The sequence below is a fragment of the Streptomyces sp. NPDC001851 genome, from assembly GCF_040297165.1.
GTDB lineage: Bacteria > Actinomycetota > Actinomycetes > Streptomycetales > Streptomycetaceae > Streptomyces.
This window is the reverse complement of sequence record NZ_JBEOYR010000036.1, coordinates 27,495-44,318: the sequence shown is the minus strand read 5'-3', so window position 1 is coordinate 44,318 and position 16,824 is coordinate 27,495. Positions and strand designations below refer to the sequence as shown.

Annotated in this window: 15 protein-coding genes; 14 read left to right on the top strand and 1 reads right to left on the bottom strand. The window is 71.0% G+C overall.

What is annotated here, in order from left to right; translation table 11 throughout:
- The first annotated feature begins 37 nt into the window (after positions 1–37).
- The 14 genes from ABT171_RS36825 (at position 38) to ABT171_RS36760 (ending at position 15,810) form a co-directional block, all read left to right on the top strand.
- Entirely contained in the window at positions 38–967 is a 930-nt protein-coding gene (locus tag ABT171_RS36825) for an ABC transporter permease (protein ID WP_351250769.1), read from the top strand.
- Positions 960–1,757, top strand: a complete 798-nt coding sequence (locus ABT171_RS36820) for an ABC transporter ATP-binding protein (protein ID WP_351250768.1) — start codon at positions 960–962, stop codon at positions 1,755–1,757. Before ABT171_RS36825 ends, ABT171_RS36820 begins: the two co-directional genes overlap by 8 nt.
- A gap of 357 nt (positions 1,758–2,114) precedes the next feature.
- Entirely contained in the window at positions 2,115–3,011 is an 897-nt protein-coding gene (gene hpnC, locus ABT171_RS36815) for a squalene synthase HpnC (protein WP_351250767.1), read from the top strand.
- Positions 3,008–3,970 carry a presqualene diphosphate synthase HpnD gene (gene hpnD / locus ABT171_RS36810; protein ID WP_351250766.1) on the top strand — a complete coding sequence of 321 codons (963 nt, stop codon included), beginning with the start codon at positions 3,008–3,010 and terminating at the stop codon, positions 3,968–3,970. The genes hpnC and hpnD overlap by 4 nt, the downstream gene beginning before the upstream one ends.
- A 207-nt stretch (positions 3,971–4,177) precedes the next feature.
- Positions 4,178–5,593, top strand: coding sequence for a hydroxysqualene dehydroxylase HpnE (gene hpnE, locus ABT171_RS36805; RefSeq protein WP_351250765.1), 1,416 nt, complete (start codon positions 4,178–4,180; stop codon positions 5,591–5,593).
- A 71-nt stretch (positions 5,594–5,664) separates the two neighbouring features.
- Positions 5,665–6,729 carry a polyprenyl synthetase family protein gene (locus tag ABT171_RS36800; protein WP_351250805.1) on the top strand — a complete coding sequence of 355 codons (1,065 nt, stop codon included), beginning with the start codon at positions 5,665–5,667 and terminating at the stop codon, positions 6,727–6,729.
- Between the two features lie 118 nt (positions 6,730–6,847).
- On the top strand, positions 6,848–8,878 hold the full coding sequence (gene shc, locus ABT171_RS36795; protein ID WP_351250764.1) for a squalene--hopene cyclase: 2,031 nt from the start codon (positions 6,848–6,850) through the stop codon (positions 8,876–8,878).
- On the top strand, positions 8,875–9,516 hold the full coding sequence (locus ABT171_RS36790) for a phosphorylase family protein (RefSeq protein ID WP_351250763.1): 642 nt from the start codon (positions 8,875–8,877) through the stop codon (positions 9,514–9,516). Before shc ends, ABT171_RS36790 begins: the two co-directional genes overlap by 4 nt.
- A gap of 5 nt (positions 9,517–9,521) precedes the next feature.
- Positions 9,522–10,544, top strand: a complete 1,023-nt coding sequence (gene hpnH / locus ABT171_RS36785) for an adenosyl-hopene transferase HpnH (RefSeq protein WP_351250762.1) — start codon at positions 9,522–9,524, stop codon at positions 10,542–10,544.
- A gap of 4 nt (positions 10,545–10,548) precedes the next feature.
- Positions 10,549–11,682 carry a flavodoxin-dependent (E)-4-hydroxy-3-methylbut-2-enyl-diphosphate synthase gene (ispG, locus tag ABT171_RS36780; RefSeq protein ID WP_351250761.1) on the top strand — a complete coding sequence of 378 codons (1,134 nt, stop codon included), beginning with the start codon at positions 10,549–10,551 and terminating at the stop codon, positions 11,680–11,682.
- A 34-nt stretch (positions 11,683–11,716) separates the two neighbouring features.
- On the top strand, positions 11,717–13,615 hold the full coding sequence (gene dxs, locus ABT171_RS36775; RefSeq protein WP_351250760.1) for a 1-deoxy-D-xylulose-5-phosphate synthase: 1,899 nt from the start codon (positions 11,717–11,719) through the stop codon (positions 13,613–13,615).
- A complete protein-coding gene (locus ABT171_RS36770; protein WP_351250759.1) occupies positions 13,612–14,997 on the top strand; it encodes an aspartate aminotransferase family protein in 1,386 nt (461 codons plus the stop codon). The genes dxs and ABT171_RS36770 overlap by 4 nt, the downstream gene beginning before the upstream one ends.
- A gap of 70 nt (positions 14,998–15,067) precedes the next feature.
- Positions 15,068–15,691, top strand: a complete 624-nt coding sequence (locus ABT171_RS36765; RefSeq protein WP_351250758.1) for a helix-turn-helix domain-containing protein — start codon at positions 15,068–15,070, stop codon at positions 15,689–15,691.
- On the top strand, positions 15,688–15,810 hold the full coding sequence (locus ABT171_RS36760; RefSeq protein WP_351250757.1) for a DUF6126 family protein: 123 nt from the start codon (positions 15,688–15,690) through the stop codon (positions 15,808–15,810). Before ABT171_RS36765 ends, ABT171_RS36760 begins: the two co-directional genes overlap by 4 nt.
- Before the next feature lie 60 nt (positions 15,811–15,870).
- Here the strand turns inward: ABT171_RS36760 and ABT171_RS36755 are convergent, their stop codons facing one another.
- Positions 15,871–16,668, bottom strand: coding sequence for a tyrosine-protein phosphatase (locus tag ABT171_RS36755; RefSeq protein WP_351250756.1), 798 nt, complete (start codon positions 16,666–16,668; stop codon positions 15,871–15,873).
- Positions 16,669–16,824: the final 156 nt, after the last annotated feature.

Sequence of the window (16,824 nt, the reverse complement as noted above, 5' to 3'; positions counted from 1 at the left end):
GCAAGCTTCTTACTGAGAGAGTTCCGGATTTCCACTCGTGAGTCACACAACGCATGACGGCGGTGTCGCGGTGAGCGCGATACCGCCGCCCGACGAGGGGCTGACGGCGGCGCAGCTCGCCGCCAGGTACGGGCTCGCCGTGAGCGGCGCCCGTCCCTCGCTGGCCGAGTACGTCCGCCAGCTGTGGGGGCGGCGCCACTTCATCCTCGCCTTCTCCCAGGCGAAACTGACGGCCCAGTACAGCCAGGCCAAGCTCGGCCAGCTGTGGCAGGTCGCGACACCGCTGCTCAACGCGGGCGTGTACTACTTCATCTTCGGCGTGATCCTGCACGCGAGCCGTGGCCTGCCCCAGAACGTGTACATCCCGTTCCTGGTGACGGGCGTGTTCGTGTTCACCTTCACGCAGAGCTCGGTCATGTCCGGAGTCCGGGCGATCTCCGGCAACCTGGGCCTGGTGCGCGCCCTGCACTTCCCGCGCGCCTCGCTGCCCGTCTCCTTCTCGCTGCAGCAGCTCCAGCAGCTGCTGTTCTCGATGATCGTGATGTTCGTCGTGGCGATCGGCTTCGGCAGCTACCCGAGCCCCGCCTGGCTGCTGATCGTGCCGGTGCTGCTGCTGCAGTTCCTGTTCAACACCGGGCTCGCGCTGATCGTGGCCCGGATGGGCGCCAAGACGCCGGACCTCGCCCAGCTGATGCCGTTCGTCCTGCGCACCTGGATGTACACCTCGGGTGTCATGTTCTCCCTCCACAAGGTGATGGAGGGCCGCTCCGAGATCGCGGTCCGGCTGCTCCAGGCCAACCCGGCCGCGGTCTACATGGACCTGATGCGCTACGCGCTGATCGACGGCTACGGCGCCGCCAACCTGCCGCCGCACGTCTGGGCCATCGCCCTGTTCTGGGCCGTGGCCGTCTTCGCCGGCGGCTTCGTGTACTTCTGGAAGGCGGAGGAGAGGTACGGACGTGGCTGAGCACAACGACCCGGCCCGCGAGGAGCGCCGCCCGACGGTCATCGCGGACGACCTGCACATCGTCTACCGCGTCAACGGCGCCAAGACCGGCAAGGGCAGCGCGACGGCCGCCCTCAGCCGGATCCTGAAGCGAGGCTCCGACGACGCGGCACGGGGTGTGCGCAAGGTGCACGCCGTGCGCGGGGTGTCCTTCGTCGCCTACCGCGGCGAGGCCATCGGCCTGATCGGCTCCAACGGCTCCGGCAAGTCCACGCTGCTGCGCGCCATCGCCGGCCTGCTGCCCGCCGAGAAGGGCAAGGTGTACACCGACGGCCAGCCCTCGCTGCTCGGTGTCAACGCGGCCCTGATGAACGACCTGACCGGCGAGCGCAACGTCATCCTGGGCGGTCTCGCGATGGGGATGTCCCGGGAGCAGATCAAGGAGCGCTACCAGGACATCGTCGACTTCTCGGGCATCAACGAGAAGGGCGATTTCATCACCCTGCCGATGCGCACGTACTCCTCCGGTATGGCGGCCCGGCTGCGGTTCTCCATCGCCGCCGCGAAGGACCACGACGTCCTCATGATCGACGAGGCGCTCGCCACCGGTGACCGCAAGTTCCAGAAGCGCTCCGAGGAACGCATCCGGGAACTGCGCAAGGAGGCCGGAACGGTGTTTCTGGTCAGTCACAACAACAAGTCCATCCGCGACACCTGCAACCGCGTCCTGTGGCTGGAGCGCGGTGAGCTGCGTATGGACGGACCGACCGAAGAGGTTTTGAAGGAGTACGAGAAGTTCACGGGCAAGTAGCCTGTTTCGGCGCGGGGCCCCGCCGGACGTCCGGCGGGGCCCCGCGCGCGTAAAGGAACCGTCAACTCCGGCCAGCGCAAGGAATCTTGGAACCAATCGGTGTGTTGTTGTGATGCGCGGGACACCCCGACGGACCGCGCTGCGTTGTACAACGTAAGCTGTACCAGTGCCGGAAAGCGGCAAGTGGGGCGATAATGCGCGACACCCTTCGCCAGGGAGACCCGCGAATTGCCGGGCGGCGTGTCCGAAATAGTGTGTATTGGGTCGGCAGTGTAGAACGGGAGATGTGACGGCAATGGCTACGGAAACTCCCCAGCTCAACGCAGCATGTGCCGTCCCCGCCGCGGGCAGCGCCCGATGACGGCCGCCGAGGCGGTGCCGGATCTGGAGCGCGCCACCCTGGACAAGGCCGCGAGCGAGAACTTTCCCGTGGCTCCCTTCTTCCTGCCCCGGGCGTGGCGCGACGACCTCATGGCGGTCTACGGCTTCGCCCGTCTGGTCGACGACATCGGCGACGGCGACCTCGCCCCGGGCGGGGCCGACGCCCGGGTGCTCGGCGTGCCGCCCGCCGAGGCCGAGGACCGCCTGGTCCTCCTCGACGCGTTCGAGGCCGATCTGCGCCGCGTCTTCGACGGCACCCCGCGCCATCCGCTGCTGCGCCGCCTGCAGCCCACCGTCCGCCGCCGCTCCCTCACCCCCGAGCCCTTCCTCGGGCTGATCGCCGCCAACCGCCAGGACCAGCTCGTCACCCGGTACGAGACCTACGACGACCTCCTCGCCTACTGCGAACTGTCCGCCAATCCCGTCGGCCGCCTCGTCCTCGCGGTCACCGGCACCGCGACCCCCGAGCGGATCCGGCTGTCCGACGCGATCTGCACCGCGCTGCAGATCGTGGAACACCTCCAGGACGTCGCGGAAGACCTCGGCCGCGACCGGATCTACCTCCCGGCCGCGGACATGAAGCGCTTTCACGTCCAGGAAACGGATCTTGACGCGAAATCCGCGGGCGCATCGGTGCGCGCCCTGGTTGCATACGAAGCGCAACGCGCCGGCGATCTGCTGAATGAAGGCGCCCCCCTGGTGGGTAGCGTCCACGGCAGGCTCAAGCTGCTGCTCGCAGGGTTCGTGGCGGGGGGAAGAGCGGCGATCCGCGCGATCGCCGCCGCCGAATACGACGTACTTCCCGGCCCGCCCCGACCCGGCAAGGTCCAGTTGCTGCGTGAGGCGGGCGTGATCCTGCGAGGAGAGGGGTGATCCGGACCGTGGATTCTCCGTCGCACGTGTCCGCACCGGTACTCGCCGCCTACAGCTACTGCGAGACCGTCACCGGGCAGCAGGCCCGCAACTTCGCCTACGGCATCCGGTTGCTGCCCACGCCCAAGCGCCGCGCCATGTCGGCGCTGTACGCGTTCTCCCGGCGCGTGGACGACATCGGCGACGGCGACCTGGCCGGCGAGGTGAAGCTGAAGCGGCTGGAGGACACCAGGGCGCTGCTCGCCCGCGTGCGGGAGGACGAGGTGGAGGAGGACGACACCGACCCGGTCGCCGTCGCCCTCGCCCATGCGGCACGCGCTTTCCCGATCCCGCTCGGCGGCCTCGACGAGCTGATCGACGGCGTCCAGATGGACGTGCGCGGCGAGGCCTACGAGACCTGGGACGACCTGAAGGTCTACTGCCGGTGTGTCGCCGGTGCCATCGGCCGCCTCTCGCTCGGCGTGTTCGGCACCGACCCGGGCGCGCGCGGCGCCGAGCGCGCATCCGAGTACGCCGACACCCTCGGCCTCGCCCTGCAGCTGACCAACATCCTCAGGGACGTCCGCGAGGACGCGGCCGGCGGCCGTACCTATCTGCCCGCCGACGACCTCGCCAAGTTCGGCTGCTCCGCCGGGTTCGACGGGCCGACGCCACCGGAGGGCTCCGACTTCGCGGGCCTCGTGCACTTCGAAGTACGGCGGGCCCGCGCCCTTTTCGCCGAGGGCTACCGGCTGCTGCCCATGCTCGACCGGCGCAGCGGCGCGTGCGTCGCCGCCATGGCCGGCATCTACCGCCGGCTGCTGGACCGCATCGAGCGCGACCCCGAGGCCGTGCTGCGCGGCCGGGTCTCACTGCCCGGACGCGAGAAGGCCTACGTCGCCGTGCGCGGCCTGTCCGGCCTCGACACCCGTCATGTCACCCGCCATGTCTCCCCGCGGTCCGTCAGGAGGCGCGCCTGATGGACCTCACCGAACCAGGGGACACGCCCCAGGCAACCCTCGGCGGCGAGGTGGCGTCCCTGACTGCGACGGCCCGGCGTGCACGGTCCGCCCGGGGCAGCGCCCCGAAGGGGCGCGGGCCACTGCGCGACCGGCCGCGAGGGACCCGCGGACGACCGTCGGCCTGTCACGGCACCCCCGCGGAGCGCTCGCACGGAAGGACGCACCATGAGTGACGGCTCCCGCCCCGCGCAGGCGGACGGCGCCGCAGGCCGCCGCGCCGTCGTGGTCGGTGGCGGGCTCGCCGGGATCACCACGGCGCTCGCGCTCGCCGACGCGGGCGTCCGCGTCACCCTGCTCGAAGGCAGGCCCAGGCTGGGCGGCCTCGCCTTCTCCTTCCAGCGCGGCGAACTGACCGTCGACAACGGCCAGCACGTCTACCTGCGCTGCTGCACCGCCTACCGCTGGTTCCTCGACCGGATCCAGGGCTCCGCGCTGGCACCCCTGCAGGACCGCCTGGACGTGCCCGTCGTCGACGTCACCAAGCCCGAGGGCAGACGGCTCGGCCGGCTGCGGCGCGACCCGCTGCCCGTCCCCCTCCATCTGGGGCGCAGCCTGGCCGCCTATCCGCACCTCTCGCTCGCCGAGCGCGCCGCGGTCGGGCGGGCCGCGCTCGCGCTGAAGGGGCTCGACCTCGCCGATCCGGCCCTGGACACCCAGGACTTCGGCAGCTGGCTGGCCGCGCACGGCCAGTCGGCGCGTGCCGTCGAGGCCCTGTGGGACCTGGTCGGGGTCGCCACCCTCAACGCGGTCGCGGGCGACGCCTCGCTGGGGCTCGCCGCGATGGTGTTCAAGACCGGTCTGCTGTCCGACCCGGGCGCGGCCGACATCGGCTGGGCCCGCGTCCCGCTGGGCGAACTGCACGACCGGCTGGCCCGCAAGGCGCTCGACTCCGCGGGCGTCCGTACCGAGGTCCGTACACGCGTCACCTCCGTCTCTACCAACGAAAACGGCACGTGGAGCGTTCAGGTTCCCGGCGAGCGCATCGAAACCGACGTCGTCGTCCTCGCCGTACCCCAGCGCGAGACCCACGACCTGTTGCCGCCCGGCGCCCTGGACGCCCCCGGACAGCTGCTGCGGATCGGCACCGCGCCGATCCTGAACGTCCATGTCGTCTACGACCGCAAGGTGCTCGCGCGCCCGTTCTTCGCGGCCCTCGGCACCCCGGTGCAGTGGGTCTTCGACCGGACCGGCGCCTCCGGCCTGGACGGGGGGCAGTACCTCGCGCTGTCCCAGTCGGCCGCGCACGGCGAGATCGATCTGCCGGTCGCGGACCTGCGCGAGCGCTACCTGCCCGAGCTGGAACGGCTGATCCCGGGTACCCGCGGCGCCGTGGTGAAGGATTTCTTCGTGACCCGGGAGCGCACGGCCACGTTCGCGCCCGCCCCCGGCGTCGGGCGCCTTCGGCCCGGCGCCCGTACCAAGGCACCCGGCCTGTACCTGGCCGGAGCGTGGACCGCCACCGGGTGGCCCGCAACCATGGAGAGTGCGGTTCGCAGTGGAGTGAGCGCGGCGGACGCCGCCCTCAGCGCCCTGGGCCGGCCCCGCCCCCGCCACCTCTTCGAGTTCGAGGAGGCGGCGTGACGCTCGATCAGGAGCCCGCGGCAGGCCCCCGCACCCCCGGTACCGCAACAAGAGGAGAGACTGTGCCCACTGTGCCCCCGGCCTCGACGCCCGCCCCACGGGCCGCGGTGGACGTGACCGCGCTGCTGGAGCGCGGCCGGACCCTGGCCACTCCGGTCCTGCGTGCGGCCGTCGACCGGCTGGCGTCTCCCATGGACACCGTCGCCGCCTACCACTTCGGCTGGATCGACGCCGCCGGCAACCCGGCCGACGGCGACGGCGGCAAGGCCGTGCGTCCCGCTCTCGCAGTGCTCTCCGCCGAGGTCACCGGCGCCGCGCCCGAGGTGGGCGTCCCGGGTGCCGTGGCCGTCGAACTCGTCCACAACTTCTCGCTGCTGCACGACGACCTGATGGACGGCGACGAGCAGCGCCGGCACCGCGACACCGTCTGGAAGGTGCACGGCCCCGCCCAGGCCATCCTGGTCGGCGACGCACTGTTCGCCCTCGCCAACGAGGTGCTGCTGGAGCTCGGCACGGTCGAGGCCGGCCGCGCCACCCGCCGGCTGACCACCGCCACCCGCGCCCTCATCGACGGTCAGGCGCAGGACATCTCCTACGAGCACCGCGACCGGGTCAGTGTCGAGGAGTGCCTGGAGATGGAGGGCAACAAGACCGGCGCGCTGCTCGCCGCGTCCAGCTCCATCGGCGCGGTCCTCGGCGGCGCGGACGACGCCACCGCCGACGCGCTGGAGAAGTACGGCTACCACCTCGGCCTCGCCTTCCAGGCCGTCGACGACCTGCTCGGCATCTGGGGCGACCCGGAGGCCACCGGCAAGCAGACCTGGAGCGACCTGCGCCAGCGCAAGAAGTCCCTGCCGGTCGTCGCCGCGCTCGCGGCCGGCGGTGCCGCCTCCGAGCGGCTCGGCGAGATCCTCGCCGCGGACGCCAAGAGCAGCGACTTCGAGAACTTCTCCGAGGAGGAGTTCGCGGCCCGCGCGGCCCTCATCGAGGAGGCCGGCGGCCGCGAGTGGACGGCCGGGGAGGCCCGCCGCCAGCACACCATCGCCATCGAAGCGCTCGACGCCGTCGACATGCCCGAGCGGGTGCGCGGCTCCTTCACGGCGCTCGCCGACTTCGTCGTCGTACGAAAGAGATGATCCCTATCGGCCCAACACACCTCGCGTAGTCGCCGGCCGGTGCCGCAGGATGGTGCGGACACCGGCCGACGGCGGACCCACAGCAGCACGACTCGCACGACTGCACGAAGGGGAAGCCATGACAGCGACGACCGACGGAAGCACCGGGGCGACAGTGCCGTCCCGCGCTGCCGCGGCCAGCGACACCACCCTCACCACCCCCGAGACGGCCGGGGTACACGAAGCCGCCGTACGTGCCGCCCGGCGTGCCACCGACTTCCTGCTCGCGCGGCAGGACGCCCAGGGCTGGTGGAAGGGCGACCTGGAGACCAACGTCACCATGGACGCCGAGGACCTGCTGCTCCGTCAGTTCCTGGGAATCCGCGACGAGGCCACCACGCACGCCGCCGCGAAGTTCATCCGCGGCGAGCAGCGCGCGGACGGCACCTGGGCCACCTTCTACGGCGGCCCCGGCGAACTGTCCACCACCGTCGAGGCCTACGTCGCCCTCCGCCTGGCCGGCGACGCGCCCGACGAGGCGCACATGGCGAAGGCGTCCGCCTGGATCCGCGAGCGCGGCGGCATCGCCGCCGCCCGGGTCTTCACCCGGATCTGGCTCGCCCTGTTCGGCTGGTGGAAGTGGGAGGACCTGCCCGAACTCCCGCCGGAGCTGATCTGGCTCCCCACCTGGATGCCGCTCAACATCTACGACTTCGGATGCTGGGCCCGGCAGACCATCGTGCCGCTGACCATCGTCTCCGCCAAGCGCCCGGTGCGCCCCGCCCCCTTCCCGCTGGACGAGCTGCACACCGACCCGGCGAACCCCGGTCCGGTGAAGCCGCTCGCCCCGGTGGCCAGCTGGGACGGCGCCTTCCAGCGCCTGGACAAGGTGCTGCACCGGTTCCGCAAGGTCGCCCCGAAGAGACTCCGCAGGGCCGCGATGAACTCCGCCGCCCGCTGGATCATCGAGCGGCAGGAGAACGACGGCTGCTGGGGCGGCATCCAGCCCCCGGCCGTGTACTCGGTCATCGCCCTGCACCTGCTCGGCTACGACCTGGAGCATCCGGTGATGCGCGAGGGCCTCGCCTCGCTGGACCGTTTCGCCGTGTGGCGCGAGGACGGCGCCCGGATGATCGAGGCCTGCCAGTCCCCGGTGTGGGACACCTGCCTCGCCACCATCGCGCTCATCGACGCGGGCCTCCCCGCCGACCACCCGCAACTCGTCAAGGCGGCCGACTGGATGCTCGGCGAGGAGATCGTCCGGCCCGGTGACTGGGCCGTACGCCGACCCCAACTCCCGCCGGGCGGCTGGGCGTTCGAGTTCCACAACGACAACTATCCGGACATCGACGACACCGCCGAGGTCGCCCTCGCGCTGCGCCGGGTCCGGCACCACGACCCGGAGGGCGTGGACAGCGCCATCGGGCGCGCGGTGCGCTGGAGTCTCGGGATGCAGTCGAAGAACGGCGCGTGGGGCGCCTTCGACGTCGACAACACCAGCCCGTTCCCCAACCGGCTGCCGTTCTGCGACTTCGGCGAGGTCATCGACCCGCCGTCGGCGGATGTCACCGCGCACGTGGTGGAGATGCTGGCCGCCGAGGGACTCGCGCACGACCCGCGGACCCGCCGGGGCATCGACTGGCTGCTCGCCGAACAGGAGCCGGACGGCTCGTGGTTCGGCCGCTGGGGCGTCAACTACCTCTACGGCACCGGTTCGGTGGTCCCCGCGCTGACCGCGGCCGGACTGCCCGGCTCCCACCCGGCGATCCGGCGGGCCGTGGCCTGGCTGGAGAGCGTCCAGAACGACGACGGCGGCTGGGGCGAGGACCTGCGCTCCTACCAGCACGCCAAGGAATGGAGCGGCCGGGGCGCGTCCACCGCCTCGCAGACCGCGTGGGCGCTGATGGCGCTGCTCGCGGCGGGCGAGAAGGACTCCAAGGCCGTCGAGCGCGGCATCCAGTGGCTGGCCGGCACCCAGCGGGAGGACGGCACCTGGGACGAGCCGTACTTCACCGGCACCGGCTTCCCCTGGGACTTCTCCATCAACTACCACCTGTACCGGCAGGTCTTCCCGCTCACCGCGCTCGGCCGGTACCTGCACGGCGACCCCTTCGAGCGAGGCCTCCTCGCCGCGAAACCGCCGTCCGAGGCCCAGGTGAGCCTGAGTTGAGCACCCAGCCCGCCCCGGCCCCGCTGCTGATCGCCTGCGCCCTTGGCATCGAGCACCTCGCCCTGCGCACCGGCGACCACGGTGGTGCCGGCGGGCCGGTCACCTTCGTCCGTACGGGCATGGGGCCCCGGGCGGCGGAACGGTCCGTCACCGGGTACCTGTCCGAGCCGCATCTCGCCGAGTCCGCCGTACTGGCCACCGGCTTCTGCGCCGGGCTCGCCCCCGGTATGCACCCCGGGGACCTGGTGGTCGCCGAGGAGACCAGGGACCCGCGCGGCAGCGTGGCCTGCGTGGGCACCGAACGTCTGGTCAAGGAACTCGTGCGGCTGCTGCCCGGGCGCACGGTGCACACCGGCCCGCTGACCGGCTCCGACCACGTCGTGCGCGGCCCCGAGCGGTCCCAGCTGCTCGCGACCGGCGCGATCGCGGTCGACATGGAGTCGGCGGCCACCCTGCTGAGCGCCGTCCGCGTCGGCGAGCGTCCGGTCGCCGCCGTACGGGTGGTCGTGGACGCTCCCGAACATGAACTCGTCCGGATCGGCACGCTACGCGGTGGAATATCGGCCTTCCGCGTTCTTCGATCCGTTCTTCCCGCATTTTTCGAATGGCACCGTTCTTTGCTGCTCCCCCGGAGGTGAGCCAGATGGCCATGCCGCTGCGTCAGTCCATCAAGGTCGCTACTTACCTGGCCGAACAGAAGCTGCGCAGGCGGGACAAGTTCCCGCTCATCGTCGAGCTGGAACCGCTCTTCGCCTGCAACCTCAAGTGCGAGGGCTGCGGCAAGATCCAGCACCCGGCGGGTGTGCTCAAGCAGCGCATGCCGGTCGCCCAGGCCGTCGGCGCGGTGCTGGAGTCCGGTGCGCCGATGGTCTCCATCGCCGGCGGCGAACCCCTGATGCATCCTCAGATCGACGAGATCGTCCGCCAGTTGGTGGCCCGGCGGAAATACGTCTTCCTGTGCACCAACGCGATGCTGCTGCGCAAGAAGATCGACAAATTCAAGCCCTCTCCCTATTTCGCCTTCGCCGTGCACATCGACGGTCTGCGTGAGCGGCACGACGAGTCCGTGGCGAAGGAGGGAGTGTTCGACGAAGCGGTGGCGGCCATCAAGGAGGCCAAGCGACGTGGCTTCCGGGTGACCACCAACTCGACCTTCTTCAACACCGACACCCCGCAGACGATCGTCGAGGTGCTCAACTTCCTCAACGACGACCTCAAGGTCGACGAGATGATGATCTCGCCCGCCTACGCCTACGAGAAGGCCCCCGACCAGGAGCACTTCCTCGGCGTGGAGCAGACCCGCGAACTGTTCAAGAAGGCCTTCGCGGGCGGCAACCGGAAGAAGTGGCGGCTCAACCACTCCCCGCTCTTCCTGGACTTCCTGGAGGGCAAGGTCGACTTCCCGTGCACCGCGTGGGCGATCCCGAACTACTCGCTCTTCGGCTGGCAGCGCCCCTGCTACCTGATGAGCGACGGGTACGTGCCGACGTACCGCGAACTCGTCGAGGAGACCGACTGGGACAAGTACGGCCGCGGCAAGGACCCGCGCTGCGCCAACTGCATGGCGCACTGCGGCTACGAGCCCACCGCCGTCCTCGCCACCATGGGCTCCCTGAAGGAGTCGCTGCGGGCCATGCGCGAGACCGTCTCCGGGAACCGGGAGTGACGCGATGACCGCCGTCCCCCTGGGCGTTCCCGAGGTGCCGGCCCGGCCGGTCGCGCCGCGGCGGCAGTCGCGGCGGATCCAGGTCGGACCGGTGGCGGTCGGGGGCGGAGCCCCGGTGTCGGTGCAGTCGATGACCACGACCCGCACCTCGGACATCGGCGCCACCCTGCAGCAGATCGCGGAACTCACCGCGTCCGGCTGCCAGATCGTCCGCGTCGCCTGCCCCACGCAGGACGACGCGGACGCCCTCGCCGTCATCGCCCGCAAGTCGCAGATCCCGGTGATCGCGGACATCCACTTCCAGCCGAAGTACGTCTTCGCGGCCATCGAGGCCGGCTGCGCGGCGGTCCGGGTGAACCCGGGCAACATCAAGAAGTTCGACGACCAGGTGAAGGAGATCGCACGCGCCGCCAGGGACCACGGCACGCCGGTCCGCATCGGTGTCAACGCCGGTTCGCTGGACCGGCGGCTGCTGCAGAAGTACGGCAGGGCGACGCCGGAGGCGCTGGTCGAGTCGGCCCTGTGGGAGGCGTCGCTCTTCGAGGAGCACGGCTTCCGGGACATCAAGATCTCCGTCAAGCACAACGACCCGGTCGTGATGATCGAGGCGTACCGGCAGCTCGCCGAGAGCTGCGACTACCCCCTGCACCTGGGGGTGACCGAGGCGGGTCCCGCGTTCCAGGGGACGATCAAGTCGGCCGTGGCCTTCGGGGCGTTGCTGTCCCGGGGCATCGGCGACACCATCCGGGTCTCCCTGAGCGCGCCGCCCGCGGAGGAGGTCAAGGTCGGCATCCAGATCCTTGAGTCCCTGGGCCTGCGGCAGCGGCGGCTGGAGATCGTCTCCTGCCCGTCCTGCGGCCGCGCGCAGGTCGACGTCTACAAGCTCGCCGAGGAGGTCACGGCGGGCCTGGACGGCATGGAAGTGCCGCTCAGGGTCGCGGTGATGGGGTGTGTGGTCAACGGTCCCGGAGAGGCTCGTGAAGCCGACCTCGGAGTTGCCTCGGGCAACGGCAAGGGGCAGATCTTCGTCAAGGGCGAGGTCGTCAAGACCGTCCCCGAGTCGAAGATCGTGGAGACCCTCATCGAGGAGGCCATGAAGCTCGCCGAGCGGACGGGCCCCGCAGACCACGTGAGTTGAGTACGGCACGGCACGGACCGAGAGGGGGCCCAGCGTGACCATTCTGGAGACCATCCGGGGACCACGCGACCTGAAGGCGCTGTCCGAGGCGGAACTCGGTGAACTGACCGAGGAGATACGTGAGTTCCTGGTGCACGCGGTGTCGAGAACCGGCGGTCATCTCGGGCCCAATCTGGGCGTGGTGGAGCTGACGGTCGCGCTCCACCGGGTCTTCGAGTCGCCGGTCGACCGCATCCTGTGGGACACCGGTCACCAGTCCTATGTCCACAAGCTCCTGACAGGACGTCAGGACTTCTCCAAGCTGCGCGGCAAGGGCGGACTGTCCGGCTATCCCTCGCGCGAGGAGTCCGAGCACGACGTCATCGAGAACAGCCATGCCTCCACCGCGCTCGGCTGGGCCGACGGCCTCGCCAAGGCCAACCAGGTGCAGGGGTTGAAGGGTCATGTCGTCGCGGTCATCGGCGACGGCGCGCTGACCGGCGGCATGGCCTGGGAGGCGCTGAACAACATCGCGGCCGCCAGGGACCGGCCGCTGATCATCGTCGTCAACGACAACGAACGCTCCTACGCCCCGACCATCGGCGGCCTCGCCAACCACCTGGCCACCCTGCGCACCACCGACGGCTACGAGAAGGTCCTCGCCTGGGGCAAGGACGTACTGCTGCGCACGCCCGTCGTCGGCACCACCCTCTACGAGTCCCTGCACGGCGCGAAGAAGGGCTTCAAGGACGCCTTCGCCCCCCAGGGCATGTTCGAGGACCTGGGTCTGAAGTACGTCGGCCCGATCGACGGACATGACATCGGCGCGGTCGAGTCGGCGCTGCGCCGCGCGAAGCGCTTCCACGGGCCCGTCCTGGTCCACTGCCTCACGGAGAAGGGCCGCGGCTACGAGCCCGCCCTCAACCACGAGGAGGACCACTTCCACACCGTCGGCGTGATGGACCCGCTGACCTGCGCCCCGCTCATCCCCTCCAGCGGGCCTTCGTGGACCTCCGTGTTCGGCGACGAGATCGTACGGATCGGCGAGGAACGGGACGACGTCGTCGCCATCACGGCGGCCATGCTGCACCCGGTCGGCCTCGGCAAGTTCGCCGAGCGCTTCCCCGACCGCGTGTGGGACGTGGGCATCGCCGAACAGCACGCGACCGTCTCCGCGGCCGGTCTCGCCACCGGCGGACTGCACCCGGTCGTCGCCGTCTACGCCACCTTCCTCAACCGCGCCTTCGACCAGCTGCTCATGGACGTCGCCCTGCACCGCTGCGGAGTCACCTTCGTCCTGGACCGGGCCGGTGTCACCGGCGTCGACGGGGCCTCCCACAACGGCATGTGGGACATGTCGGTCCTGCAGGTCGTCCCCGGGCTCAGGATCGCCGCCCCGCGCGACGCCGGACAGCTGCGCGCCCAGCTGCGCGAGGCCGTCGCCGTCGACGACGCGCCGACCCTGGTCCGCTTCCCGAAGGAGTCGGTCGGCCCGGACATCCCGGCCGTCGGCCGTGTCGGCGGCATGGACGTGCTGCACCGCGCCGAACGCCCCGAGGTGCTGCTGGTGGCGGTCGGCGTGATGGCCCCGGTGTGCCTGCAGGCCGCCGAGCTGCTGGAGGCGCGCGGCATCGGCTGCACGGTGGTGGACCCGCGGTGGGTCAAGCCCGTCGACCCGTCGCTGCCGGGGGTCGCCGCCGGGCACCGCCTGGTGGCCGTGGTGGAGGACAACAGCCGTTCCGCGGGCGTCGGCTCGGCCGTGGCGCTGGCCCTCGGGGACGCCGACGTCGATGTGCCGGTACGGCGGTTCGGCATCCCGGAGCAGTTCCTCGCGCATGCCAAGCGCGGCGAGGTGCTGGCCGACATCGGTCTCACGCCCGTCGAGATCGCCGGGCGGATCAGCGCGAGCCTGGCCGTCACGAAGGCGGGCGGCCCAGCCAAGGAGAGTGAATGAGCACGGAGTTCGACCTCGGCGCGCTGCTCGCCGAGCGCGGAGCCGAACGCTATGAGCTGCACGCGAAGCACCTGAACCCGCAGCTGCCGCGCATGCTGCACACCATCGGCTTCGACAAGGTCTACGAACGGGCCGAGGGCGCCCACTTCTTCGACGCGGACGGCAACGACTACCTGGACATGCTCGCCGGGTTCGGGGTGATGGGCCTCGGCCGCCACCACCCGGTCGTCCGCAAGGCGCTGCACGACGTGCTCGACCTGGACCTCGCCGACCTCACCCGCTTCGACTGCCAGCCGCTGCCCGGCCTGCTCGCCGAACGGCTCCTCGCCCACAGCCCGCACCTGGACCGGGTGTTCTTCGGCAACAGCGGCACGGAGGCCGTCGAGACGGCCCTGAAGTTCGCCCGGTACGCCACCGGAAAGCCCCGTGTCCTCTACTGCGACCATGCCTTCCACGGTCTGACCACCGGCTCGCTGTCGGTCAACGGCGAGAGCGGATTCCGCGACGGCTTCGCCCCGCTGCTGCCCGACACCGCCGTACCCCTCGGCGATCTCGACGCCCTGGCGCGGGAGTTGCTGAAGGGAGACGTGGCCGCGCTGATCGTGGAGCCGATCCAGGGCAAGGGCGTGCACGAGGCGCCGCCCGGCTATCTGCGCGCCGCGCAGGAGCTGCTGCACCGGCACAAGGCGCTGCTCATCGCCGACGAGGTGCAGACCGGTCTGGGCCGCACCGGTGACTTCTACGCCTACCAGCACGAGGACGGCGTCGAACCCGACCTGGTGTGCGTGGCCAAGGCCCTGTCCGGCGGGTATGTCCCGGTCGGGGCCACCCTCGGCAAGGACTGGATCTTCAAGAAGGTGTACTCGTCCATGGACCGCGTGCTGGTCCACTCGGCGAGCTTCGGGTCCAACGCCCAGGCGATGGCCTGCGGCCTCGCCGTTCTGTCGGTCATGGAGAACGAGCAGATCGTCGCCGGTGTGCGCAGGACCGGCGAGCTGCTGAAGTCCCGGCTGACGGCACTGATCGGGAAGTACGAGCTGCTCGCCGACGTCCGCGGCCGGGGCCTGATGATCGGCATCGAGTTCGGCCGGCCGTCCTCGCTGAAGCTGCGCAGCCGCTGGGCCATGCTCCAGGCCGCCCGCAAGGGCCTGTTCGCGCAGATGGTCGTCGTACCGCTGCTGCAGCGGCACCGGATCCTGACCCAGGTCTCCGGCGACCACCTGGAGGTGATCAAGCTGATCCCGCCGCTGGTCATCGACGAGGCGGACGTCGACCGCTTCCTGGACGCCTTCACCGCCGTGATGGACGACGCGCACAGCGGCGGCGGCCTGATGTGGGACTTCGGCAAGACACTGATCAAACAGGCGGTGGCGGGCCGCTGAGGGCGCCCGCCTCTTTTGCCTCAGGGGCAAGGAAATTGCCGGACGGGTAAAACTGGGGCTGAATGGAGGCATGAACGCCTCAGATGCCGCGCCCTCGGCGGGCCCGGGGGACGAGCTGCCCGCCGTCGCACCGCAGTTGCGCGGACTGCGCCGGCGCGCCGGCCTCACCCTGGAGAGCGCGGCCCGCGCCGCCGGGCTCTCGCCGGCCCATCTGTCCCGGCTGGAGACCGGACGGCGGCAGCCGTCGCTGCCGATGCTGCTGGCTCTCGCCCGCGTCTACGGTACGACGGTCTCCGAGCTCCTCGGCGAGACGGTCGCCGACCGGAACGCGATCGTGCGGGCCGGTGACATGGAGCCGACCCGGGCCGGCGGCTGGACGTACGTCCAGGCCGGGGCGCCGGGCCGCGGCATGCAGGCCCTGCGCGTGCGCGTGCCGTACGGCTCGCAGGGCGACATCGTGCGCGTCCACCCCGGCGAGGAGTGGCTCTACGTCCTCGGCGGCCGGCTGCGGCTGCGCCTCGGCGACACCGCGCACCTGCTCGCGCCCGGCGACAGCGCGCACTTCGACTCGCTCACCCCGCACCGCCTCGCCGCCGAGGACGACGACGGCGTGGAGCTGCTGTTCGTCCACACCCTGCTGCAGAGCCCCACGGCCACGCTGTGCCTGGGCCCGCTGACCGGAGAGCTGCCATGAGCAACATGGAGACGGAGTTCCCCCGTTCCCTGTGGATCCGCCTGATCATCTACATCGCCCTCGGCCATGTCCTGGCCGGGTTCCTCTACCTGCTGTTCGCCGTGGGCGCGAAGAGCTGACGCGGCGACCGGCGGTACGTCCGGGCGCCGCGGCCGGGGCCGTGGCGCCGCGGTGTCCGGTCAGTCCAGCAGGCGCTCGCGCAGCCGGTCCCGGGCCGCCGGGGTGAGCGCGAGGCCCTGCTCCAGGTAGGTGTCCACGCCGCCCCACGTCTGCTCGATGGCCTCGAACGCCGCCTGCAGATACTCGGCGCGGGCGTCGAAGAGCGGGCTCAGCAGCTCCATGACCTCTGGGGTGTACGCGGTCTCCGCGCTGCCGCTGCGGCGGACCTTGTAGCGCCGGTGCTTGGCGTTGGACTCCAGGTAGTCGGCGATGATCGCCTCGCGCTCCACACCCAGCGCGAGGAGCGTCACGGCTATCGAGATGCCCGCGCGGTCCTTGCCCGCCGCACAGTGCATCAGCGCGGGCACGCTGTCCTCGGCGAGCGCGCGCAGGACCTGGGAGTGCTCGGCGGTGCGCTCCTTGACGATCGTCCGGTACGAGGCGATCATCCGGGCCGCCCCCTTGCCGTCGGCGAGGATCGCACGCAGCTGGTCGAGGTCGCCGTCGCGGACCATCTTCCAGAACTCGGCGCCGTCCGCCGGGTCGCTCAGCGGCAGGTTCACATTGCGCACGCCGGGCAGCTCGACGTCCGGGCCCTCCAGCCTCTGGTCGGCCGCGTTGCGGAAGTCGAAGATCGTGTGCAGGCCCAGGGAGGCGAGGAAGGCCGCGTCGTCCTCGGTCGCGTGGGCCAGGTGACCGCTGCGGAACAGCACTCCGTGCCGCACCCGCCGTCCGTCCACCGTCGGCAGTCCGCCCACGTCACGGAAATTGCGTACTCCGGCCAGCTCCGGCTCGGTCGACGGGACCTGCTGCGTCACGGGGGCTCCTCACGCTCGGATCCCGCCGTCGCGGCTCGTCGGCGGGCGCTCTGTCGACCATACGACATCGGTTTCCTCGGGCAAGGAGTTGTCCACAGGCGTTGTCAGCACGCTCGCACGGACCGATGATGTCCGCACCTGAGCGAATCTGTTGGC

Coding starts and splice junctions, on each gene's coding strand:
- hpnC (WP_351250767.1), top strand. CDS start 2,115: ATGACGGCCGCCGAGGCGGTGCCGGATCTGGAGCGCGCCACCCTGGAC.
- hpnE (WP_351250765.1), top strand. CDS start 4,178: ATGAGTGACGGCTCCCGCCCCGCGCAGGCGGACGGCGCCGCAGGCCGC.
- shc (WP_351250764.1), top strand. CDS start 6,848: ATGACAGCGACGACCGACGGAAGCACCGGGGCGACAGTGCCGTCCCGC.
- hpnH (WP_351250762.1), top strand. CDS start 9,522: ATGGCCATGCCGCTGCGTCAGTCCATCAAGGTCGCTACTTACCTGGCC.
- ispG (WP_351250761.1), top strand. CDS start 10,549: ATGACCGCCGTCCCCCTGGGCGTTCCCGAGGTGCCGGCCCGGCCGGTC.
- ABT171_RS36770 (WP_351250759.1), top strand. CDS start 13,612: ATGAGCACGGAGTTCGACCTCGGCGCGCTGCTCGCCGAGCGCGGAGCC.
- ABT171_RS36765 (WP_351250758.1), top strand. CDS start 15,068: ATGAACGCCTCAGATGCCGCGCCCTCGGCGGGCCCGGGGGACGAGCTG.
- ABT171_RS36760 (WP_351250757.1), top strand. CDS start 15,688: ATGAGCAACATGGAGACGGAGTTCCCCCGTTCCCTGTGGATCCGCCTG.